The 21,614-nt window shown below is 72.7% G+C and carries 17 protein-coding genes and 3 tRNA genes; 14 read left to right on the top strand and 6 right to left on the bottom strand.

Annotated elements, in window-relative coordinates; all coding sequences use genetic code 11:
* Positions 1-23: 23 nt before the first annotated feature.
* A complete protein-coding gene (locus tag ACFQ8Y_RS00100) occupies positions 24-1,139 on the bottom strand; it encodes a diacylglycerol/lipid kinase family protein (protein WP_430552318.1) in 1,116 nt (371 codons plus the stop codon).
* Positions 1,140-1,331: 192 nt separating this feature from the next.
* Between ACFQ8Y_RS00100 and serS the strand changes: the two genes are divergently transcribed.
* Positions 1,332-2,603, top strand: coding sequence for a serine--tRNA ligase (gene serS / locus ACFQ8Y_RS00095; RefSeq protein WP_430552317.1), 1,272 nt, complete (start codon positions 1,332-1,334; stop codon positions 2,601-2,603).
* Entirely contained in the window at positions 2,600-3,436 is an 837-nt protein-coding gene (locus tag ACFQ8Y_RS00090) for an HAD family hydrolase (RefSeq protein ID WP_430552316.1), read from the top strand. The genes serS and ACFQ8Y_RS00090 overlap by 4 nt, the downstream gene beginning before the upstream one ends.
* Here ACFQ8Y_RS00090 and map read toward each other — a convergent pair.
* Positions 3,420-4,202: a type I methionyl aminopeptidase gene (gene map, locus ACFQ8Y_RS00085; protein ID WP_430584204.1), complete on the bottom strand. Its 783-nt coding sequence runs from the start codon at positions 4,200-4,202 to the stop codon at positions 3,420-3,422. The genes ACFQ8Y_RS00090 and map overlap by 17 nt on opposite strands.
* A gap of 224 nt (positions 4,203-4,426) precedes the next feature.
* On the opposite strand from map, the gene ACFQ8Y_RS00080 reads away from it, so the two are divergent.
* From ACFQ8Y_RS00080 to ACFQ8Y_RS00070, 3 genes are all read left to right on the top strand, one after another.
* The gene (locus ACFQ8Y_RS00080; RefSeq protein ID WP_430552314.1) at positions 4,427-5,818 is read left to right on the top strand and encodes an ABC transporter substrate-binding protein; all 1,392 of its coding nucleotides are present in this window, start codon (positions 4,427-4,429) and stop codon (positions 5,816-5,818) included.
* A gap of 110 nt (positions 5,819-5,928) precedes the next feature.
* A complete protein-coding gene (locus ACFQ8Y_RS00075; RefSeq protein ID WP_430552313.1) occupies positions 5,929-6,918 on the top strand; it encodes a carbohydrate ABC transporter permease in 990 nt (329 codons plus the stop codon).
* Positions 6,915-7,877, top strand: coding sequence for a carbohydrate ABC transporter permease (locus ACFQ8Y_RS00070; RefSeq protein WP_430552312.1), 963 nt, complete (start codon positions 6,915-6,917; stop codon positions 7,875-7,877). Before ACFQ8Y_RS00075 ends, ACFQ8Y_RS00070 begins: the two co-directional genes overlap by 4 nt.
* Before the next feature lie 98 nt (positions 7,878-7,975).
* Here ACFQ8Y_RS00070 and ACFQ8Y_RS00065 read toward each other — a convergent pair whose 3' ends face one another.
* Positions 7,976-8,431, bottom strand: a complete 456-nt coding sequence (locus ACFQ8Y_RS00065) for a DUF805 domain-containing protein (protein WP_430552311.1) — start codon at positions 8,429-8,431, stop codon at positions 7,976-7,978.
* Between the two features lie 248 nt (positions 8,432-8,679).
* Here ACFQ8Y_RS00065 and ACFQ8Y_RS00060 point away from each other — a divergent pair, with 248 nt between their 5' ends.
* Entirely contained in the window at positions 8,680-9,510 is an 831-nt protein-coding gene (locus tag ACFQ8Y_RS00060) for a DMT family transporter (protein ID WP_430563277.1), read from the top strand.
* Positions 9,511-9,529: 19 nt separating this feature from the next.
* Here the strand turns inward: ACFQ8Y_RS00060 and ACFQ8Y_RS00055 are convergent, their stop codons facing one another.
* Positions 9,530-10,123, bottom strand: a complete 594-nt coding sequence (locus tag ACFQ8Y_RS00055; protein WP_430552310.1) for a bacterial proteasome activator family protein — start codon at positions 10,121-10,123, stop codon at positions 9,530-9,532.
* Between the two features lie 66 nt (positions 10,124-10,189).
* The gene (locus ACFQ8Y_RS00050) at positions 10,190-11,167 is read right to left on the bottom strand and encodes an NAD(P)H-quinone oxidoreductase (protein WP_430563273.1); all 978 of its coding nucleotides are present in this window, start codon (positions 11,165-11,167) and stop codon (positions 10,190-10,192) included.
* A gap of 181 nt (positions 11,168-11,348) precedes the next feature.
* Here ACFQ8Y_RS00050 and ACFQ8Y_RS00045 point away from each other — a divergent pair, with 181 nt between their 5' ends.
* The 5 genes from ACFQ8Y_RS00045 to ACFQ8Y_RS00025 all read left to right on the top strand — a co-directional run bounded on the left by ACFQ8Y_RS00045 (position 11,349) and on the right by ACFQ8Y_RS00025 (position 17,154).
* Positions 11,349-15,086: an ATP-binding protein gene (locus ACFQ8Y_RS00045; protein ID WP_430584203.1), complete on the top strand. Its 3,738-nt coding sequence runs from the start codon at positions 11,349-11,351 to the stop codon at positions 15,084-15,086.
* Positions 15,087-15,119: 33 nt separating this feature from the next.
* The gene (locus tag ACFQ8Y_RS00040; RefSeq protein ID WP_079573344.1) at positions 15,120-15,569 is read left to right on the top strand and encodes a roadblock/LC7 domain-containing protein; all 450 of its coding nucleotides are present in this window, start codon (positions 15,120-15,122) and stop codon (positions 15,567-15,569) included.
* Positions 15,570-15,579: 10 nt separating this feature from the next.
* Complete coding sequence (locus tag ACFQ8Y_RS00035) at positions 15,580-15,996, top strand: DUF742 domain-containing protein (protein ID WP_429730019.1); 417 nt, start codon at positions 15,580-15,582, stop codon at positions 15,994-15,996.
* 406 nt (positions 15,997-16,402) lie between these two features.
* The gene (locus tag ACFQ8Y_RS00030; RefSeq protein WP_429731380.1) at positions 16,403-16,957 is read left to right on the top strand and encodes a GTP-binding protein; all 555 of its coding nucleotides are present in this window, start codon (positions 16,403-16,405) and stop codon (positions 16,955-16,957) included.
* 112 nt (positions 16,958-17,069) lie between these two features.
* Positions 17,070-17,154: transfer RNA gene (locus ACFQ8Y_RS00025), tRNA-Ser, on the top strand.
* Positions 17,155-17,236: 82 nt separating this feature from the next.
* Here the strand turns inward: ACFQ8Y_RS00025 and ACFQ8Y_RS00020 are convergent.
* On the bottom strand, positions 17,237-19,075 hold the full coding sequence (locus ACFQ8Y_RS00020) for a GMC family oxidoreductase N-terminal domain-containing protein (protein WP_430584202.1): 1,839 nt from the start codon (positions 19,073-19,075) through the stop codon (positions 17,237-17,239).
* A 112-nt stretch (positions 19,076-19,187) separates the two neighbouring features.
* Here ACFQ8Y_RS00020 and ACFQ8Y_RS00015 point away from each other — a divergent pair.
* From ACFQ8Y_RS00015 to putP, 3 genes are all read left to right on the top strand, one after another.
* Positions 19,188-19,279, top strand: a tRNA-Ser gene (locus tag ACFQ8Y_RS00015).
* 156 nt (positions 19,280-19,435) lie between these two features.
* Positions 19,436-19,508, top strand: a tRNA-Arg gene (locus ACFQ8Y_RS00010).
* A 199-nt stretch (positions 19,509-19,707) separates the two neighbouring features.
* Positions 19,708-21,219 carry a sodium/proline symporter PutP gene (gene putP, locus ACFQ8Y_RS00005; RefSeq protein ID WP_430584201.1) on the top strand — a complete coding sequence of 504 codons (1,512 nt, stop codon included), beginning with the start codon at positions 19,708-19,710 and terminating at the stop codon, positions 21,217-21,219.
* Positions 21,220-21,614: the final 395 nt, after the last annotated feature.

The raw sequence follows: 21,614 nt of genomic DNA, 5'->3' as shown, positions 1-21,614 counted from the left end.
CGGGACGCCGGACGTTCACGCGATCATCCCGTCCGGACCACGAGCGCGCCGGGCTCGACCCAGGTCTCCAGCTCGACCGCGTTGCCCAGGGGGTCGCCGTCCACCTGCGCCTGCTCGCCGTCGTCCACCCGGATCACCGCGCGGCGGGCACGGGTGTGGTCGATCCGGCCGATCTTGCCGGGCAGGTCGTTGCGCACGCCGAGGCCCTGCGCCACGACCTCGCCGAACAGCTGCGCCCACCCGGCCAGGCCGCCGCGGGTGTCGATGGCGGCGACATCCAGCTCGCCGTCGTCGATGACCGCGTCGGGCAGCAGCGTGATGCCGCCCGGCAGCCGGCCGCAGTTGCCGACCATGATGCTGCGCAGCCGCGCCTCGACGGGCTCGCCGTCGTCGAGGCGGATGGTCGCGCGCATCCGTCGGCCGTGCAGGTGCCGCGCCCCGGCGAGGAAGTAGGCCACCCAGCCGACCTTGGCCTTGAGCTGGTCGTCCGCGTCGGCCACCATCGCGGCGTCGAAGCCCAGACCCGCGATGACGAGGAAGAGGTGCGCCTGGTGGGGGTCGCCGTCGACGAGGGGCTCGGCGTCGGGGGCGAACTCGCTGACCCGGGCGCGGCCGACGTCGATGGCGCGGTCGGTGCCGCCCAGGACGATGGCGACCGCATCGGTCACCGACGTGAGCGGCAGGTCGAGGTTGCGGGCGAGCAGGTTTCCGGTGCCGACCGGGATGAGGCCCATCGGTCGGCCGGTGCCGGCCAGGACCTCCGCCACGGCCCGCACGGTGCCGTCCCCGCCCGCGGCGACCACGACGTCCGCCCCGTCGGACAGCGCCCGCCGGGCCTGGCCGGTGCCGGGGTCGTCCACCGTGGTCTCGTAGAACAGGGGGTCGGGCAGGGCGGCGTCGCCGCACACCCGCTCCACGACGGCGCGCACGTCCGCCGCGCCCTCCTTGGAGGGGTTGATGACGACGGCGAGCCGCATCCCGCGGGCCTCGCCCTCCTGCGCGCGCCCGGCGTCCCGCGCCGCGAGGACGTGCTCTCGGGTGCGGGCCCTGCGCCACAGCACCAACGTCGCGGCGAGCGCGCTCAGCACGAGGGCCAGCGCGACGACCAGCGCGACGATCTCCGCGTACTCGTCCGGCATGACGGCAACCTACGACGGATCGGGCTGCCGGACCCGGCGAAGTCGCCCATCTCACGCCGAGGTGGCACCGAACCCGCCGAGGTAGCACCGGACCCGCCGAGGTAGCGCCGGACCCGCGGAGGTAGTCCGGCACCGCGGACCACCGCGGATATCCGTGGGGCCGTGCGCGGCCCGGCCGTTAGGCTTGCGGGCGTGATCGACCTCCGACTGCTGCGCGACAACCCCGACGTCGTCCGTGCGAGCCAGCTGGCCCGCGGCGACGACCCCGCCCTCGTGGACGCGGCGCTCGACGCCGACGCGCGCCGTCGCTCCTCCCTCACGGAGTTCGAGTCGCTGCGCGCCGAGCAGAAGGCGCTCGGCAAGAAGGTCGCCCAGGCGCAGGGCGAGGAGAAGGCCGAGCTGCTGACCCGCACCAAGCACCTCGCGGAGCAGGTCAAGGCGCGCCAGGCGGAGGCGTCGGGCGCCGAGAAGCAGCTCGACGAGCTCCTCTACGGCATCGCGAACGTCGTCGAGGGCGCCCCGCCCGGGGGCGAGGACGACTACGTCGTCGTCAAGGAGGTCGGCACGCCGCGCGACTTCGCGGCCGAGGGCTTCGCCCCGCGCGACCACCTGGAGCTGGGCGAGGGCCTCGCGGCGATCGACACCGCGCGCGGCGCCAAGGTGTCGGGCTCGCGGTTCTACTTCCTCACCGGCATCGGGGCGCGCCTCGAGCTGGCCCTGCTCAACGCGGCGGTCGACCAGGCGGTGGGTGCGGGCTTCACGCCGATGATCACCCCGACGCTGGTCAAGCCGGACACCATGCGCGGCACCGGCTTCCTCGGCAGCCACGCGGACGAGGTGTACCACCTGGAGAAGGACGACCTGTACCTGGTCGGCACCAGCGAGGTGGCGCTCGCGGGCTACCACGCGGACGAGATCATCGACCTCTCGGCGGGCCCGAAGCGGTACGCGGGCTGGAGCGCCTGCTACCGCCGGGAGGCCGGCGCCGCGGGCCGCGACACCCGCGGCATCATCCGCGTGCACCAGTTCCACAAGGTCGAGATGTTCAGCTACTGCGACCCGGAGGACGCGGCCGCCGAGCACCAGCGCCTGCTGGCCTGGGAGGAGGCGATGCTCGCCAAGGTCGAGCTGCCCTACCGCGTCATCGACACCGCCGCGGGGGACCTCGGCACCTCCGCCGCGCGCAAGTTCGACTGCGAGGCGTGGCTGCCCACCCAGGAGCGTTTCCTCGAGCTCACCTCGACGTCGAACTGCACCACGTTCCAGGCCCGCCGCCTGGGCGTGCGCGAGCGGACCGTCGACGGCACCACGCGACCGGTCGCCACGCTGAACGGCACGCTGGGCACCACCCGCTGGATCGTCGCCATCCTCGAGAACCACCAGCAGGCCGACGGCTCGGTCCGCGTGCCCGAGGGCCTGCGGCCCTACCTGGGCGGCCTCGAGGTGCTCGAGCCGGTCGCGTGAGCGGGCAGCCGGCTCAGCAGGCCACCCGGCGGCTCGTCGCCCTCGACATCGACGGCACCCTGCTCGGGTACGACGGCGGCCTGTCGCCCGCGGTGCGCGACGCCGTCGCGGCGGTCCAGGCGGCGGGGCACCACGTGGTGCTGTCGTCGGGCCGGTCGCTCATCGCGATGACGCCGGTGGCGGAGCTGCTCGGCATCACGACCGGCTGGATGGTGTGCTCCAACGGCGCGGTGACCGTGCGCCTCGACGCGGGCCTCCCGCACGGCTGGGAGCTCGACGAGGTGCGGACGTTCGACCCGGGCCCGGCGCTGCGCCTGCTGCGGGAGGAGCTTCCCGACGCCCGGTACGCCGTCGAGGACATCGGCGTCGGCTTCCGCATGAACGCCCTGTTCCCCGAGGGCGAGCTGGACGGTGTCCACCAGGTCGTCGACTTCGAGCAGCTGTGGGCGCGCGAGGTGACGCGCGTCGTCATCCGCAGCCCCGAGCGGACGCCCGAGGAGTTCAGCGCGATGGCCGCCCGGATCGGGCTGGGCGACGTCACCTATGCCGTCGGCTGGACGGCCTGGATGGACGTGGCCCCGAAGGGCGTCACGAAGGCGTCCGGCCTGGAGCGGCTGCGCGAGCGGCTCGGCGTCGACCCCGCGGACACCGTGGCCGTCGGCGACGGGCGCAACGACGTCGACATGCTGCGCTGGGCCGGTCGCGGCGTCGCCATGGGGCACGCCGACGCCGTCGTGCGTGCGGCCGCGGACGAGGTCACCGGGACGGTCGCCGAGGACGGCGTCGTGCCGGTGCTCCTCTCTCTGCCCCGGGGGGTCAGCCCCGCGCGGTGAGGATGACCGGGCCGTCGGTCGTGACGGCGATGGTGTGCTCGCTGTGGGCGCCGCGGGAGCCGTCGGCGGAGCGGAGGGTCCACCCGTCGGGGTCGGTGAAGATCTCGTCGGTGGTCTCGAGGAACCACGGCTCGATGGCGATGACGAGGCCCGGCTTGAGCGGGAAGCCGCGGCCGGCGCGGCCGTCGTTCGGGATGTGCGGGTCGCCGTGCATGGTGCGCCCGACGCCGTGGCCGCCGAAGTCGGTGTTGATCTCGTAGCCCGCGCCCCGCGCCACCTTGGCGATCGCGGCGGAGATGTCGCCGACCTTGTTGCCGACGGTGGCGGCGGCGATCCCGGCCTCGAGCGCCGCCTCGCTGGTCTCGATGAGCTTGGCGTCCGCGGCCGCGCGCTGCGGCGAGGCAGAGGTGCCGACCACGAACGAGACGGCCGAGTCGGCCACCCAGCCGTCGACCGACGCGGCGAAGTCGAGCGTCAGCAGGTCCCCGTCGCGCAGGGCGTAGTCGTGGGGCAGCCCGTGCAGGACGGCGTCGTTCACGGACGTGCAGATCACCTTGCCGAAGGGCATCGCGCCGAAGGACGGGTGATAGTCGATGTAGCAGGACTCGGCGCCGCGGTCGCGGATCATCCGGTGCGCGACGGCGTCGAGCTCGAGGAGGTTCACCCCGACGTCGGCGGCGTCGCGGACAGCCGTGAGCACCTCGGCCACGAAGCTCCCCGCGGGGCGCATCTGGTCGATCTCTCGCGGGCTCCTCAGCTCGATCATGGCAGTCCTCTCGGAAGGTACGTGACGGGGGTCCGGGTCCCAGGGTGTCACGAATCGTCACCGAGTCGTGACCGTGAAACGACTTGCAGGAACTTGCACCTGCAGGTGGGGGTGCGGTGAACTCTGGAGGGAGGCAGTATCCCGGTCAGGGGGACCAGGGGATCACGGGCCGCCGATCGGCGGGAACACCTCCGTGGACCACGACGCAGTGGAGGAGCTCGGCAATGACCAGACGAACGACGACGGCGCGGCGACGCGTACTGGCGCTGGCGGCAGGCGGTGCGGGCCTCGCGCTCGTGCTGGCGGCGTGCAGCGACCCCGACGGCGAGGGTGGTGTCGGCGAGGAGGAGACCAGCGCCTCCAGCGCGGAGATCGACTGCTCCGCCTACGACGAGTTCGGCGACCTGGACGGCAAGACGGTGAGCGTCTACACGTCGATCGTGGACCCGGAGGGCGCCACCCAGCAGGACTCGTACAAGGCGTTCACCGAGTGCACGGGCGTCAAGATCGACTACGAGGCGTCGCGCGAGTTCGAGGCGCAGCTGCTGGTCCGCATCAAGGCGGGCAACGCGCCCGACATCGCGTACCTGCCGCAGCCGGGCCTGCTCAACACGATCGTCAAGGACTACCCGGACGCCATCCAGCCGGCCCCGGACGCCACCGCCAAGAACGTGGACGAGTTCTGGAACGAGACCTGGAAGGGCTACGGCACGGTCGACGGCACCTTCTACTCCGCGCCGCTGGGCGCCAACGCGAAGTCGTTCGTCTGGTACTCGCCGTCGATGTTCTCCGACGCCGGCTACGAGGTGCCGCAGACGTGGACCGAGCTGATGGACCTCACCCAGAAGATCCACGACGACACCGGCGGCCAGGTCTGGTGCGCGGGCGTCGAGTCCGGTGACGCGACCGGCTGGCCGGGCACCGACTTCATCGAGGACATGATGCTCCGCACCGCGGGCGTCGAGGACTACGAGAAGTGGTACACCCACGAGATCCCGTTCAACGACCCCAAGGTCGTCAAGGCGTGGGACACGGCGGGTGAGATCCTCAAGAACCCGGACTACGTCAACGCGGGCCTCGGCGGGGTCGACTCCATCGCGACGCAGTCGTGGACCGACGCGGGCAACGGCATCCTCGACCAGCAGTGCTGGATGCACCGGGCGGCGAACTTCTACCAGACGCAGTGGCCGGAGGGCACCGAGGTGTCCGAGGACGGCGACGTCTTCGCCTTCTACCTGCCCACCGACCAGACCGACGTCAAGCCGATGCTCGGCGGCGGCGAGTTCGTGGCGGCGTTCAACGACCGGCCCGAGGTGCAGGCCTTCCAGACCTACCTCTCCAGCGCGGACTGGGCCAACCAGAAGGCCCTGTCCACCCCGGACGGCGGCTGGGTCAGCGCCAACAACGGGCTCGACCCGAACAACCTCTCCACGGAGTTCGACCAGTACGTCGCCGGGGTGCTGGCCGACCCGAACACGGTCGTCGCGTTCGACGCGTCCGACCTCATGCCGGGCGAGGTGGGTGCCGGCACGTTCTGGACCGGCATCGTGAACTGGCTGACCGGGTCGAGCACCCAGGAGGTCACCGACAAGATCGAGGCGTCCTGGCCGAAGTGAGCCGGCTCGCCGCGTGATCCCGCTCGACCGCGCGGTCCGGGGGCGTCGTCGGACGTCCCCGGACCGCGCGCCGCTCGCGTCTCCGTCCCGACTCCTCGAGGAGGTCATCGATGACCTGGTTGCTCGAGCCTGACACCACGGGGCAGAAGTTCTTGCTCATGGTGGTCGCCGTGGTGCTCTTCGCCGCGGTGATGGGCCTCATCCTGTTCCTGGTGGACCGGCCGAAGCGCATCCCGTCGTGGGTGGTGGCGGCCGGCTTCGTCGGCGTGCCGCTGCTCTTCCTCGCGTACGGGCTGCTCCGCCCCGGCCTGATCACCCTCTGGCAGTCCTTCTTCAACCGCAACGGCACCGAGTTCATCGGGCTCGACAACTACGTCACGGCGTTCACGCAGAGCCAGTTCCAGCAGGTGCTGCTGGTCACCGCCGCCTGGGTGATCCTCGCGCCCCTGCTGAGCGCGGTCATCGGCCTCGGGTACGCGGTGCTGGTCGACCGCACCCGGTTCGAGAAGCTCGCCAAGGCGCTCGTGTTCGTGCCGATGGCGATCTCGATGGTCGGCGCCTCGATCATCTGGAAGTTCGTCTACGAGTTCCGTCCCGACCAGGCGAACATCAACCAGATCGGGCTGCTCAACCAGCTGCTGGTGTGGGTCGGCCTGCCGCCCCAGCAGTTCCTCATCGGCCAGCCGTGGAACACCTGGTTCCTCATCGTGGTGATGATCTGGATCCAGACCGGGTTCGCGATGACGGTGCTGTCCGCGGCGATCAAGGCCATCCCGGACGACATCGTCGAGGCCGCCCGCCTCGACGGGCTGCACGGCTTCGGGATGTTCCGCTACATCACGGTGCCGAGCATCCGGCCCGCCCTCGTGGTGGTGCTCACCACGATCGCCATGGGCACGCTGAAGGCCTTCGACATCGTCCGCACGATGACGGGCGGCCAGTTCGGCACCCAGGTGGTGGCCAACGAGTTCTACACGCAGGCGTTCCGGCAGGGGAACCAGGGACTGGCGGCGGCGCTCGCCGTGGTCCTGTTCATCCTGGTGATCCCGATCATCGCGTACAACGTGCGGCAGATGCGCAAGTCGGAGGAGATCCGATGACCTCGACCCCCACCCCCGGCCAGGCCGTCGCCGGCTCCGCTCTCGACGACGACGTCCCTCAGGCGGGCGTCCGCAAGCTCTCGCGCCTGGAGCGCCGGGCGATCGCCACCAAGGGCAAGCTCAGCTCCCCGTGGGCGTCCGGGATCGCGATCATCATCGCCATCCTGTGGACGATCCCGTCGCTCGGGCTGCTCATCACGTCGTTCCGCCCGCAGGAGGACATCCGCCGCACGGGCTGGTGGACGGTGTTCGGCGACCTGTTCACCGGGGACGCCCAGTTCACGATGGACAACTACAACGAGGCGCTGTACGGGAACAGCAACGACCTGTCCACGTTCTTCGTGAACTCGTTCGTCATCACGATCCCCGCGGTGCTCATCCCGATCACGCTCTCGCTGCTCGCGGCGTACGCGTTCGCGTGGATCAAGTTCCCGGGCCGGAACTTCCTGTTCGTGGCCGTCTTCTCGCTGCAGGTCGTCCCCTTGCAGATCGCCCTGGTGCCGCTGCTGGCGGACTACGTCGACTGGAACGTCAACGGCAGCTTCTGGACGGTGTGGCTCTCGCACTCGATCTTCGCGCTGCCGCTGGCGATCTTCCTGCTGCACAACTTCATGAAGGACATCCCGGCGTCCCTCGTCGAGGCGGCCCGTGTCGACGGGGCGGGGCACGTCAAGATCTTCTTCCGCGTGCTGTTCCCGCTGCTGGTCCCGGCGATCGCGTCGTTCGGCATCTTCCAGTTCCTGTGGGTGTGGAACGACCTGCTCGTCGGCCTGACGTTCGCCGCCCCCGAGTATCAGCCGCTGACGGTGAAGATCGCGGAGCTGGCCGGCACGCGAGGAGGGGACTGGTACCTGCTCACCGCCGGAGCGTTCATCGCGATGGTCGTGCCGCTGATCGTGTTCATCGCGCTCCAGCGGTTCTTCGTCCGCGGGATGCTCGCGGGCGCGGTCAAGGGCTGACGGCCCGCGAGGGACGCACCGCACGCACGCACGGACGACGACGGCGGCCCGGGCACCCGCCCGGACCGCCGTCGTCGTGCGTCGTCCGCCCGCCGCGGTCAGACCGCGGGCGGGGGGACCGGCGCGCCGTACGGCGCGGCCGGGGTGGCCTGCAGCCCCCTCGGGTCCGCGCCGAAGCGGTTCGGCCCCACGGTGCCGGCCGTCACGTAGAAGACCAGCATGATGATCGGGCCGGCCAGCGGGATGAAGGTCATGAACCAGAAGAAGCCCGACTTGTCCTGGTCGTGGAGGCGGCGCACCATCACGGCGAGCGTCGGCAGGACGAAGGCCAGCCCGGTGAGGCTCATCAGGCCCGAGACGACGTAGAAGGCCGCGCCGTAGGTGCGGGTCGCCGGGTCGAGCGTGGCGTTGCCGGCGATGCCGAGCAGGACGCCCTCGACCAGGAACACGAGCACCACGAACAGGTACCAGAACCAGAACTCGGAGCGACGCGCGCGGCCGGAGAACGTGGCGTACTGCGAGAAGACGGACTTGATGGCGTCCGGGAAGGACATGACGGCCTCACAGGGTCGATGGGGAGGGCGGCGGGCCGATGGCTCCGCGAGCGCGCGTTGTCGCGCGCCGGCCTGACAGCCCCGCGAGCGTAGGGCGCGTGCGCACGTGACGTCCAGGGGTCGTCCACGTCCCGTCCACATCGTGGGTGGGGAGTCCTCCCCGTCGCGGGTTCGGGCCGGATGTGCTGCGCCCGTATGCTCCGGGAGTGTCGACCGCCGCCCCCTCCCCGCGCGGAGCGCTGGACCGCGTGCCGGCCCCCGCGCTGTTCCTGGTCTCGGGGCTCACCCTGTACGCGGGCGCGGCCGTCGCGGTCGGCCTCTTCGACCGCCTGGGGGCGCCGACCGTCGGCTGGTGGCGCATCGCCCTCGCCGCCGTCGTCCTCCTCGCGTGGCGGCGCCCGTGGCGACGACGCTGGACCCGCCGGGACCTCGTCGCGGCGGCGCTGTTCGGCGTCGTCCTCGCGGCGATGAACGTCGTGTTCTACGTGGCCGTCGACCACCTGCCCCTCGGGGTCGCCGTCGCGATCGAGTTCCTCGGCCCGGTGGCGGTCGCCGCCGTCACGGGGCGCGGCTGGCAGGAGCGGGCGGCGATCGTGGTGGCGGCGGCCGGCGTGGTGCTGCTCGCGGGCGTCACCCTGGGCTCCGGGATCCCGCGCGAGGACGCCGTGATCGGGCTGACCGCCGTCCTCGTGGCCGCCGCGTGCTGGGCCGGCTACATCGTCCTGGGCAAGCGCGTCGCCCATGCCGGGTCCGGCGTCGACGGGCTCGCGGTCGGCATGGCGGCGGGCGCCGTCGCCTTCGCGCCGTTCTTCGCGTGGTCGACGCCCGAGGTCGTGACCGACCCGCCCCTGCTGCTGTTCCTGCTGGTCGTGGCGATCTGCTCGTCCGTCGTCCCGTACGTGCTGGACCAGGTGGTGCTGCGCCGGGTCGGCATGGCCACGTTCTCGGTGCTGCTCGCCCTCCTGCCCGCGACCGCCGTCCTCGTCGGCGCGGTCGTGCTGCGACAGGTGCCCACCTGGCCGGAGCTGGCCGGCCTCGCGCTCGTCTCCGGCGCGATCGCCATGACGGCGCGGTCCTGACGGCGTTCCCTCGGCGGCCCTACAGGTACTGACCGGGGGAGGGGCGCCGGTCGTCCTGCCCCGGCTGGCCCGGCTGCCCCGGGCCCGCCGGCCCACCGGGGCCGAACGGTGCAGGGTGCGCCCCGGGCGGCAGCGCGCGCCGCATCTGCGAGAGCTGCGCCTGCGCGGCCATCTGCTGGGCGACCAGCGCCGTCTGGATGCCGTGGAACAGGCCCTCGAGCCAGCCGACCAGCTGGGCCTGCGCCACGCGCAGCTCGGCGTCCGACGGCACGCCCTCGTCCGAGAACGGCAGCGTGATGCGGTGCAGCTCCTCGACGAGGTCGGGCGAGAGGCCCTCCTCCAGCTCGGTGAGGGAGCGCTCGTGGATCTCGGCGAGCCGGGTGCGGGCGGCGTCGTCGAGCGGGGCGTCGCGCACCTCGTCGAGCAGCCGCTTGATCATGCCGCCGATGCGCATCACCTTGGCGGGTTCCTCGATGCGGGACGACTCCTCCGCCGGCGCGACCTCCTCGGCGGGGGCGGCGACCCCTTCGGGCCCGGTGGCCTCCCCGTCCGGGGTGACCACGCGCGGAGCCGTGTCGTCGGTGTCGCGAGTGCCGTCGTCGCTCTCGGTCATGCTCCCCAGTGTGGCCCACGGGACGGACAAGGGCCGGTCGGGCCGGCCGGACGGCGATCGAGGGTGTCAGGGCACCAGCAGCACCTTGCCGAACACGGCGCCGGACTCGAGCAGCTCGTGCGCGGCCGGTGCCTCGGCGAAGGGCACCCGGGCGTGCACCACGGGCCGGACCCGGCCGTCGGCGACCAGGGGCCACACCCGCTCGCACACGGTCGCGACCAGCGCCGCCTTCTCCTCGGCGCTGCGCGGGCGCAGCAGGGTCCCGGTGACCCACGCGTGCTTGGCCATGAGGGCGTTGAGGTCGAGCTCGCCCCGGCGTCCCTGCTGGAGCCCGATGACGACGAGCCGGCCGCCGGGGGCGAGCGCGCGCACGTTGTCGGCGAGCCCGCCGCCCCCGAGCACGTCCAGCACGACGTCGGCCCCGCGCCCGTCGGTCGCGTCGCGCACCGCGGCCACGACGTCCTGCGTGCGGTGGTCGACGGCGACGTCCGCGCCGAGCTCGACGCAGCGGGCCGCGCGGTCCGGGCCGCCCGCGGTGGCGACCACGCGCGCCCCGAGCGCTGCGGCGAGCTGGATCGCGACGCTGCCGACCCCACCCGAGCCGCCCTGCACCAGGAGCGTCTCGCCGGCGTGCAGCCGGCCGGTGTCGACGAGGTTGGTCCAGGCGGTGCAGACGGCCTCCGGCAGCGCGGCGCCGTCGACGAGGTCGACGCCGTCGGGCAGCGGCAGCAGCTGGCTGGCGCGCGCCACGACCTGCTCGGCGTAGCCCCCGCCCTCGAGCAGCGCGACCACGCGGTCACCGGGCGCCCAGGTGGTCACCCCCGGCCCGAGCGCGCGGACCGTACCCGAGATCTCCAGGCCCGGCCACTCGGGAGCGCCGGCCGGCGGAGGGTAGTTTCCGGCACGTTGCAGCAGGTCAGCGCGGTTGACCCCCGCAGCAGCCACATCGATCAGAACCTCGCCGTGGCCCGGTTTGCCCAGGTTGACGAGGGATAGGGTGAGTTTCCCTGGACCGCCAGGTGCCGATATCGTGACCGCTCGCACACCGATGGAGCCTACTCGCGTGCCTGGAAGCCCAGCCGGGCGCGGGGGGTGGTGCCGGACGTGATGGCACCCACCCGAGGATCGGACGGCGACGGCCGGCCGCCTCGACGAACAGTGTTGGAGAGAGGTTCAGATGCTCCGCAGGTTGGGCGTTCGCGGGAAGATTCTTGCGACACTCGCCGTGCCGATCTTCGTCCTGGCGTTGACGGCGGGCTGGATCACCTGGCAGTCGCTGCAGGAGAACCGCAGCGCCGAGCAGACCGCGGCCCTCATGGAGTCGCTGCAGCTGCAGGACGACGCCGGCTCCGCCGTGGCCGCGGAGCGCGCCACGAACATCGCTGCCGACAAGGGGATCCCGGGCGCCAAGAAGGCGCTCGTCGAGGCGCAGGAGGCGACCGACCGCGCGCTCGACGAGCGCGACGAGGCGCTCGAGGTGCTCGACATCAGCGCGCTGCCCACCAACGTGCAGGACGCGGTGAACCGGACGCTCCGCGACCGCACGGTCCTCGACGACCTGCAGCGCAACGTCATCTCCGGCCAGCTCTCGGAGTCGCGCGCGACCGAGCGGTACACCGCGCTGAGCGAGAACGCGCTCGACGTCCCGCGCGCCGTGGCGCAGAGCAGCGACGACGCCGGCCTCACGCGCCGCATCAACGCCTACGTCTCCCTCGACGAGGCGATGCTCGCCAACACCATGGAGCGACCGGTCGCCGGCGCGGCCCTGAACTTCCTCGCGCAGGGCGATGCCCCGCCGTCGGACCTCAACGGCCGCATGGTGAGCCTGCTGCAGACCACCGACGCCCTGATCGCGACCGCGCAGGAGCAGCTCGACCTGATCCCGGGCGGGCTCGAGGTGCCCGGCTACGAGGCGGACCTCGACCGGGCCCGCCTCCAGCTGCGGTACCTGAACTTCTCCGGCATCGACCCCGAGGTCGCGAGCCAGTGGAACGAGCTCTCGCAGGGCTGGGTCGAATCGACGCAGCCGGTGCGCGACGAGTCCCGCGACGGTGTGGTCGAGTACTCGAAGGACCTCGCGGGCAGCGCCCAGACGGCCGCGCTGCTGACCGGAGCCGCGGCGTTCGGTGTCGTGCTCGTGTCGTTCCTGCTGGCGCTGCTCATCGCGCGCCGCATCGTGCAGCCGCTGGCCCGCCTGACCTCCGCGACGGCGGAGGTGCGCGACCGTCTTCCCCGCATGGTGGAGCAGATGGCCGTGCCCGGGCAGGCGCCGTCGATCGACCTCGTGCAGGTGCCGGTCGAGTCGAGCGACGAGATCGGGCGTCTCGCGGCCGCGTTCAACGAGGTGAACGAGACCACGATGGTCGTCGCGCGCGAGCAGGCGGCGCTCCGCGGCTCCATCGCGGAGATGTTCGTCAACGTGGCCCGCCGCGACCAGGTGCTGCTCAACCGCCAGCTCTCCTTCCTCGACGAGCTCGAGCGGTCCGAGGAGGACCCGAGCACGCTGTCGAACCTCTTCCGCCTGGACCACCTGGCCACGCGAATGCGCCGTAACGCCGAGTCGCTCCTGGTGCTCGCGGGCATCGACTCGGGCCGTCGCGTGCGCAACCCGATGCCGATCTCCGACGTCGTGCGTACCGCGTCGTCCGAGATCGAGCTCTACGACCGCGTCCGCCTCGACCTGGGCGTGGACCCGCACATGCTCGGCCACAACGCGCTGAGCTCCGCGCACCTGCTGGCGGAGCTGCTGGAGAACGCGACGATGTTCTCCGAGCCGCACACGCCCGTCGAGGTGTCGACGTCGCGCGACGAGCGCGGGGTCGTCGTCATGGTCCGCGACCACGGGCTCGGCATGAGCCCCGAGGAGCTCGCGGACGCGAACACCAAGGTCTCCAGCCGCTCCGCGTCGGACGCCGTCGGCGCCCAGCGCCTCGGCCTCTTCGTGGTCGGCCGCCTGGCCGACCGCCTCAACGCGCAGGTCCGGTTCCAGACCGGGGCGTCGGGGTCGGGCACGGAGGTCACCGTCGTCTTCCCGACGGAGCTGTTCCTGCCCGACGACGCGCTGCCGCTCCCGCAGCCGACCGACCCGCTGGAGGCGGCCACGCAGAACGCCGCGGCCGACCTCGGCGGCCAGATCGCGGAGGCGTTCGAGGAGCACACCTCCGGGCCGGTCGCCGCGGTGCCCTTCGAGGCTGCGGAGCCCGCCCCGTCGTTCGGGGTCCCGGACGCGGTCGAGCCCCCCACGATGCCGACCCCGGCGGTCGCCCCGGTCGCCCCCGTGGCGCAGGCGGCCCTCCCGGTCGAGCCCGAGCCGCCGGCCGCGGTGCCCGTCGACCTGGACGCGCTCACCGACGGCACGACGTCGATCGGCATGCCCCGCCGGCGGCGCTCCGGCGTCGGTTCCGGTGACGCCGTGACGCGGCCGGACACGGGCCCGATCGTGCTGCCGCCGCTCGCGACGCCGGACCTCCCGGACCTCGTGGACGAGACGACCACCGACTCCTGGCGGCCGCCGGCGGAGGTCGAGGCCTCGGCGGGCTCGCTGCCGAGCCGGCACCGCGCGCAGCCCGAGCCCGTCGCCGAGCCGGAGCCCGTGTCGGCACCGGTCCTCGGCGTCGACCAGCGGGCGGGCCTGTTCTCGAGCTTCCGCTCGATGGGGTCCCTCGACGTCTCCGAGACCGAGAGCACGCTCCAGCTCGACGCGGTGACGGAGGACCCTGCGGCCCTCCCGGACGAGCTCGCCCCCCTGACGCCGGCCGCGCCGGCGCCCTTGCCGCCGGCCCTCGTCGAGCCCGTCGCGCCGGTCTCCGTGCAGGACGTCCCGTTCGCGGCCGCGCCCGCGCCGGCGCCCGTCGACGCGCCCGTCGAGTCGGCTGCGGCCCAGCCGTTCGCGCCCGTGCAGTCGGAGCCGTACCGACCGGCCACCGAGGCGGCGCCCGCCGTGGCGCTGCCGACGCGGGATGTCGCGCCTGCCGCCCCGGTCGAGCCCGCGCCTCCGGTCGTGGAGCCGGTCCGGCACGAGCCCGCGCCCGTCTCCTACGCGGAGCCCGTGGCGTCGTCGTTCGACCCGGTCGTGCGCGAGGTCACGGAGCCTGCGGCGGGGCCGGTCTCGGCTCCCGTCCCCGGGCCGTCGTTCGACCCGGTGACGCCCCCGTCCTCGGGCCCGTTCGCGCCGACGGACTCGCTCGCGCCGACGGAGGCGCAGGGGCGGGACGCGTTCCAGGAGCTGCCGCCGTTCGAGGACCTCATCGCCGACCTGCCGGGACGTCGTGCCGGCCGCGAGGCGCCGACGCAGGGCGGTCGCAAGCGCGGCCTGTTCGGACGCAAGCCCTCGGCAGAGGAGCCCGCGGCCCCGGCGGCCCCGACCGCGTCGCCGTTCCCGCCGGCCCCCCAGGCCGCGCCGGAGCCGACCCGGCCCGAGGCACCGGCCTTCGGGGCGGCCCACGCGTACGAGACGCCGCAGGACGACGCACCGCGGCACGCGCCGGTCGACGACCCGGCGCCCTCGGCGGCGACGTCGTACGGGGGCTCGGTGCTGCCGCTGCGCCCGACGGAGCCGGCGGGGTACGACCCGCTGGACCCGCACTTCGTCCCCGACACCGTCGAGGCGCGGTCGGAGTGGATGGCCTCGGCCGTCCTGTACGAGGAGATGTCCACGATGCTGCAGCGCGGCGTCTTCCAGGAAGGGAACGTGACTTCGACGAACGAGCAGACGTACCGCCCGACGACGGTCGCGAACGAGGCCGGCGGCCTCGCGCGACGCCAGCGGGCGGGGGAGTCGACCGCGTCGACCGAGCGGTTCACGGCCCGCATCGAGCGGGACCCGGAGCAGCTGAGGTCGCGACTGTCGGCGTTCCAGTCCGCCACGAGCCGCGGCCGGAACGACGCCGGGGCCGTCAGGGCCTCGACGCAGGCCGCCCCTACCGTGAATGATGTCCCTGGATCCGCGCCGCACCAGCGGTGACCTGCGCCTTCGGCGTATCGACGAGGAGGAAGCGTGACCCTCAGTACTGAAGCGACCAACTTCGGGTGGCTTCTCGACAACTTCGTGCGCACCGTCCCGGGCAGCCGCCACACCCTGGTGGTCTCGGCGGACGGTCTGCTCATGGCGATGTCCGACCAGCTCGACCGCACCAGCGGTGACCAGCTCGCGGCGATCGTCTCCGGCATGTCGAGCCTGACGCGCGGGGCGGCGCGTCAGCTCGACGGCGGCAACGTGCGGCAGGCCGTCATCGAGATGGACAACGGGTTCCTCTTCCTGATGAACGTCTCGAACGGGTCGGTCCTCGCCGTGGTGGCCGAGTCGTCCTGCGACATCGGGCTCATCGGCTACGAGATGGCGCTGCTCGTCTCCCGTACCGAGGCCACGCTCACCCCGCAGCTGATCTCGGAGATGCGCGGGAACCTTCCGGTGGACGGCTCGACGCGCTCCGCGCGGGTGGGATGAGGTCGCGACCATGACGCACGCATCGTTCGGTTCTCTGGGTGCGCACTCGGCAGACGGCTACGAGGCCTCGACGGTGCGTCCTTATGCGGTGACCGGTGGCCGCGTCCGATCCGCCCTGTCCGACCTGCCGCTCGAGGCGCTGGTCGAGGTGATGCCCGGTGCCGTCACGAGCGTCGGGCTCACCCCGGAGAAGCGGGCGATCCTGCAGCACGCCGCGCACACCTACGTCTCGATCGCGGAGCTCTCCGCGCTGCTGCGACTGCCCCTCGGCGTCGTCCGCATCCTGGTCGCGGACATGCAGGAGGAGGGGCACATCACCGTGCACACCTCGACCCCGGTGAACGTCCACACGGGTCACGGCAGTTCCCACTCGGGCCTGTCTCTGAGCGTCTTGGAGAGTGTTCTCAATGGCATTTCCGCCCTCTGACAGCCCGGCGCCCGGAGCCTCCGGGGGCATGTCCCCGGCGTGGGCTCCGGTGTCCCCGGCCTTCGGTGCCGTGAGCGCGCCGGTGGCCGGTGGAGCGCCGGCGGCGGTCGGCGCCCCGCAGCGGCAGAGCGTGCTGGGCAGCGCCCCGGCCGCGGCCCAGGACGCGCGCCCCGCGGCGGCGCCCCAGGGCCCGATCACGTCGGTGCCGTCCGCCTCGGCGGCTCCGTCCGGTGCGGCGGCGCGGCCCGTGGCGCAGCAGGTGCCCGCGAGCCCGCCGCAGGCCGCCGCGCCCCAGGCGCCGGCCGCCCAGTCGGCCACGGCGCCGCAGCCCCCTGCCGCACGTCCGGCCGACGGGGCTGCCACGCAGGCGGCCGCGGCACCCGCGCCGCCCGCCGGCGCCCCGACGGTGACGAAGATCGTCGTGGCCGGTGGCTTCGCCGTCGGCAAGACGACGTTCATCGGCTCCATCTCGGACGTCGAGCCGCTCAACACCGAGGCCGCGATGACCGAGCACTCGGTGGGTGTCGACGACGCGGGCGGGGTCTCCGACCGCAAGACGAGCACCACCGTGGCCATGGACTTCGGCCGGGTGAACCTGCCGGGCAACCTGTGGCTGTACCTGTTCGGCACCCCGGGGCAGGATCGCTTCCTGTTCATGTGGGACGACCTCATCCGCGGCGCGATCGGTGCCGTCGTGCTGGTCGACACGGACCGCCTGGAGCAGTGCTTCCCGGCGATCGACTACTTCGAGTCGCGGGGCGTGCCGTTCGTCGTGGGCGTCAACTGCTTCGACGGGGTGGCCAAGCACCGGCTCGAGGACGTCCGCGAGGCGCTGCAGATCCCGGCGCACGTGCCGATGCTCTACACGGACGCGCGGTCGCGCGCGGCGACCAAGCAGACGCTCATCGCCCTCGTGCAGCTCGCGATGCGTCAGCTGCGCTCGGGCGGCGGCGCGGCCTGAGAGCTGCTCGTCCGTCGCTCCCGCGGCCCCGGAACGCCTCGGCGACCGGGGCCGCGGGCGTATGCCGGCCGGTACACTGCTGTGCCGGACGAGCGCCCGTGCGGCCGTCCCGGGAGGGCTGACAGAGCGGCCTAATGTGACGGTCTTGAAAACCGTTGTGCAGCAATGCACCGGGGGTTCGAATCCCTCGCCCTCCGCCCGACGACGCCCCGACGGTCATACCGTCGGGGCGTCGTGCTGTCCGTGCCGGATCAGGGGTGCCGGATCAGGGGTGCCGCGTCAGGCGTGCCGGATCTCGACGAGCGGCAGCCGCAGCGCCCCGGGCGCGGCCCCGGGGACGACAGGCCGCCGGGGCGCCGTCGGCGGCACGACGGCGTACCTCGCGCTGGGAGCGGGCCGGGGGTCGGCCTCGTCGCGGTTGGGCCACAGCGCGCAGGCCCGTTCGGCCTGCGCGGTGATGGTCAGCGACGGGTTGACGCCCAGGTTCGCGGTGACGGCGGACCCGTCGAGCACGTGGAGGCCCGGGTGGCCGTGGACGCGGTGGTAGGGATCGATCACGCCCGCCTCCGGCGTCTCGCCGATGGTGCACCCGCCGAGGATGTGCGCGGTCATCGGCACGTCGAACGGGTCGCCCGCGCTGCCGCCGGCGAGACCGCCCATCCGGTCGGCCATCGCGCGCACGGCGTGGTGCGCCACGGGGATCCACGTCGGGTTCGGGGCGCCGGTGCCCTGCCGGGAGGTGAGGCGCCGCCCCAGCGGCCCGCGGCGCGTGAACGTGGTGAGCGAGTTGTCGCGGCTCTGCATGACGAGGGCGATGACCGTGCGCTGCGACCAGCCGCGCAGGTCGTACAGCGCGGGCAGGTGCCGGCGCTGCCGCCACAGCTCGCCGAGCCAGCGTCGCCAGCGCGACCCCTCGCCGGGCCCGACGCCGTCGACGAGCACCGTCTGCAGCAGTCCCATCGCGTTGGACCCGCGGCCGTACCGGACGGGCTCGACGTGCGTCTGCGGGTCCGGGTAGAAGGACGACGTGATGGCGACGCCCTCGGAGTAGTCGGGCTCGCCGACCTGCCCGCGGCGGGCGGGCCGCATGGCGCCGAGCAGCGCCTCGGAGTTGGTCCGGGTGAGGTGACCGAGCCGGTCGGACAGGCGCGGCAGGTCCCCGCTGTCCCGCATCGCGTGCAGGAGGCGCTGCGTGCCGAGCGTGCCGGCGGCGAGCACGACCTGCCGGGCACGGTAGGTGCGGCGGCCCGCCCAGCGGCGACCTGTCCGGTGGGTGCGGATCTCGTACCCGCCGCCGGGCCGCGGCACGACCGCGGTGGCCGTGGTCAGCGGGTGCACCCGCGCGCCGGCGCTCTCGGCGAGGTGCAGGTAGTTCTTCACGAGCGTGTTCTTCGCGTTGTGCCGGCAGCCGGTCATGCACTCGCCGCAGTGCAGGCACGGGTTGCGGTCGGGCCCGGCGCCCCCGAAGAAGGGGTCGGGGACCGCGGGGCCGCGGGCGCCGCGCGGCCGGTCGTCGCCGTCCGGGCCGAGGTACACGCCCACCCGCACCTTGCGGAAGGTGTGCCCCACCCCGAGGTCGTCGGCGACGTCGCGCATCAGCTCGTCGGCGGGGGTGGTGCGGCGGTAGTCGACGACGCCGAGCATCCGCTCCGCCTGGTCGTAGTACGGCTCGAGCTCGGCCTTCCAGTCGGTGACGTGCGCACAGGCGGGGTCGGTCCAGAAGGCGTCCAGCGGCCGGTACAGGGTGTTCGCGTAGACGAGCGAGCCGCCGCCGACGCCGGCGCCGGCGAGGACCAGCACGTCCCGCAGGCGGTGGATCCGCTGGATACCGAAGCAGCCGAGCGCCGGCGCCCACAGGAAGCGCCGCAGGTCCCAGGAGGTGCGCGGCAGCTCGTCGTCGGCGAACCGGCGCCCGGCCTCGAGCACGCCCACGCGATAGCCCTTCTCGGTCAGGCGCAGAGCGGCGACGCTGCCGCCGAACCCGGAACCGATCACCAGCACGTCGTAGTCGTCCGGTGCGTCGCCGGGCGGCGGGGAGGGGGTGGTGGGGTGGTGCGGGCCGTCGTCCGTGCCGTGGTGGGCGCGCTGCGGGTGGTCCTGGTCGTCGTCGTCCAGCATGCGGCAGACCGTAGCGCGGTCGGGGGTGTGGTGGGGACGACGCCGCGCGGCTTTGCCCCCGGGCAGCGTCGCCGGTTAGTCTGGGCGCCGCGGTGTTGCTGTGTTGCCGCGAGGAGACGTCGCATAGTCTGGTCTAGTGCGCCACCCTGCTAAGGTGGTAACGGGGCAACCCGTTCGCGGGTTCAAATCCCGCCGTCTCCGCCAGGAAGGCTCCGGCTGCTGAACGCCCGGGGCCTTTTCTGTTGCCCCGGCAGGAGCCCTGCCGGTGTCGTGCATCACGATGCGGCACCTCGGTTTGGGGAACCGGCTCGAGGGCTGTAATGTTCTCGTCGGTCGGTGCGAGAGCGCCGGCCAAGGACTGCGCCCGTAGCTCAACGGATAGAGCATCTGACTACGGATCAGAAGGTTGGGGGTTCGAATCCCTCCGGGCGCACCGAAAGGCACAACGGCTCGATCCTCACCAGGGATCGGGCCGTTGGTCGTTTCGGAGCCATCGAGGTGGCAACGGGGTGGCACCGCAGCGAGGTCAGCGCCGACCGCGTCCCGACCTGGCCCCGGTCCGTCGTGCATGCGGCGGTCGGCGCGTCCAGCGCCAGACGCTGCACCACACGACCGAGAGGGTGATCGATCGCATGAGCGATCAGACCTGGCAGACGATCGCGATCGTCGCGTACCTGGTGGCGATGCTGGGCATCGGCTACGCCGCGTACCGCCGCACGGACGACCTGGACGACTACATGCTCGGGGGGCGCAAGCTCCGGCCGGGCGTGGCGGCACTGAGCGCCGGCGCCTCCGACATGTCGGGCTGGCTGCTGATGGGACTGCCGGGGGCGATCTACTCCACCGGTCTCGTCGAGGCGTGGATCGCGATCGGCCTCACCGTCGGCGCCTGGCTCAACTGGAAGTTCGTGGCGCCCCGCCTGCGGGCCTACACGGAGGTCGCGAGCAACTCGATCACGATCCCCAGCTTCTTCGACAACCGCCTCCATGACCCCGCGCACCTGCTGCGCATCGCGGCCGGGCTCATCGTGCTGGTGTTCTTCACGTTCTACGTGTCGTCCGGCATGGTGGCCGGCGGCACCTTCTTCGAGAGCTCGTTCGGCCTCGACTACCTCACCGGGCTCCTGGTCGTGGGAGGGGTGACGCTGGCCTACACGCTGTTCGGCGGGTTCCTCGGTGCCACGTGGACCGACGTCGCGCAGGGGCTGCTGATGCTCGCGGCTCTCGTGGCGGTGCCGGTCATCGCGATCGTGGACCTCGGTGGCTGGGGCGCGGTGACCGAGGGCATCCGTGCTGCCGACGCCGCCACCGGTACCCACCACCTGTCCTTCTTCGCCGGCGCCTCGGCCACCGGGGTGATCTCCGCGCTCGCGTGGGGCCTGGGGTACTTCGGGCAGCCGCACATCATCGTGCGCTTCATGGCGATCCGCAGCCCGCAGGACGCGAAGGCCGGTCGCCGGATCGGGATCGGGTGGATGTTCCTCACCGCGCTCGGGGCCGTGCTGACCGGACTGGTCGGCGTCGCCTACGCGACCGTCAACGGTCTCGCGGTGGACAACCCCGAGACGATCTTCCTGGTGCTGGCGCAGCTCCTCTTCCACCCGCTGATCGCGGGGCTGGTGCTCGCGGCCGTGCTGGCGGCGATCATGTCGACGATCTCGTCGCAGCTCATCGTCTCCTCGTCGGCGCTCGTCGAGGACCTCGTCAAGATGACCGGGCTCCGCCTGAGCACCCGCACCGAGGTGATGCTGGGACGGGCGGGCGTGCTCGTCGTCGCCGTGGTCGCCGGCCTCATCGCCCTGGACCGCACGTCGTCGATCCTCGACCTCGTCGGGTTCGCCTGGGCGGGCTTCGGCTCCGCGTTCGGACCCGTGGTGATCCTCAGCCTGTACTGGCGCCGCCTCACGCGATGGGGCGCCCTGTCCGGGATGCTCGCGGGCGCGGTCGTGGCCTTCGCCTGGGGAAGGTCGTCCCTCGCGGACTCCCTCTACGAGATCATCCCGGGCTTCGCGCTCGGCCTGCTCGTGGCCGTGGTGGTCAGCTTCCTGACGCCGCGGCCGGACGGCACGGTGCTCGACGAGTTCGACTCGGCGCGCCGGCTGGCGCGCGGTGACCGGCCTGAGCCGGAGACCGTGACCGCCTGATCGGGGCCCCACGCGGCACCGGTCGGGCGCCCGTGGCCGGACGTGGCGCGCGCCACGTCCGGCCACGTTGCACGGAGCGGCCCGCCCGGGTAATGTTCTACGACGTCAGCCCGACGGGCCGACGGACACCGAGGAGACAGCCGAGAGGCTGGGTACCGGTGGCCGGGCCGGGACTGAAAACCCACACCTTCAACGGTCGGGATGCTTCGCGCATTCTTCCCGGTGGGATCGGATCGTCTTTTCGACCTCCCTTCGATCTTCGGATCAGGGATTTGGAAGAGGGAAAACGGTCTGGTAAGTTTGAGGGGTTGCCCCGGCGGGGTCGGAACGGTTGGTTCTGGTTCTGCGGTGTGCGTCGGTTGTTTGAGAACTCAACAGTGTGTTTGATAGTCAAT

The sequence above is a fragment of the Isoptericola sp. NPDC056605 genome (assembly GCF_042792795.1).
In the GTDB taxonomy this organism is placed as follows: domain Bacteria; phylum Actinomycetota; class Actinomycetes; order Actinomycetales; family Cellulomonadaceae; genus Isoptericola.
The sequence above is the reverse complement of the archived record's forward strand: the minus strand, read 5'-3'. Positions and strand labels throughout refer to the sequence as shown.

What these genes read in the sequence shown, in the direction of transcription:
- ACFQ8Y_RS00100 (WP_430552318.1), bottom strand. Translation starts at nt 1,139, where the DNA reads ATGCCGGACGAGTACGCGGAGATCGTCGCGCTGGTCGTCGCGCTGGCC.
- map (WP_430584204.1), bottom strand. Translation starts at nt 4,202, where the DNA reads ATGATCGAGCTGAGGAGCCCGCGAGAGATCGACCAGATGCGCCCCGCG.
- ACFQ8Y_RS00080 (WP_430552314.1), top strand. Translation starts at nt 4,427, where the DNA reads ATGACCAGACGAACGACGACGGCGCGGCGACGCGTACTGGCGCTGGCG.
- ACFQ8Y_RS00075 (WP_430552313.1), top strand. Translation starts at nt 5,929, where the DNA reads ATGACCTGGTTGCTCGAGCCTGACACCACGGGGCAGAAGTTCTTGCTC.
- ACFQ8Y_RS00070 (WP_430552312.1), top strand. Translation starts at nt 6,915, where the DNA reads ATGACCTCGACCCCCACCCCCGGCCAGGCCGTCGCCGGCTCCGCTCTC.
- ACFQ8Y_RS00065 (WP_430552311.1), bottom strand. Translation starts at nt 8,431, where the DNA reads ATGTCCTTCCCGGACGCCATCAAGTCCGTCTTCTCGCAGTACGCCACG.
- ACFQ8Y_RS00055 (WP_430552310.1), bottom strand. Translation starts at nt 10,123, where the DNA reads ATGACCGAGAGCGACGACGGCACTCGCGACACCGACGACACGGCTCCG.
- ACFQ8Y_RS00035 (WP_429730019.1), top strand. Translation starts at nt 15,580, where the DNA reads ATGACGCACGCATCGTTCGGTTCTCTGGGTGCGCACTCGGCAGACGGC.
- ACFQ8Y_RS00020 (WP_430584202.1), bottom strand. Translation starts at nt 19,075, where the DNA reads ATGCTGGACGACGACGACCAGGACCACCCGCAGCGCGCCCACCACGGC.
- putP (WP_430584201.1), top strand. Translation starts at nt 19,708, where the DNA reads ATGAGCGATCAGACCTGGCAGACGATCGCGATCGTCGCGTACCTGGTG.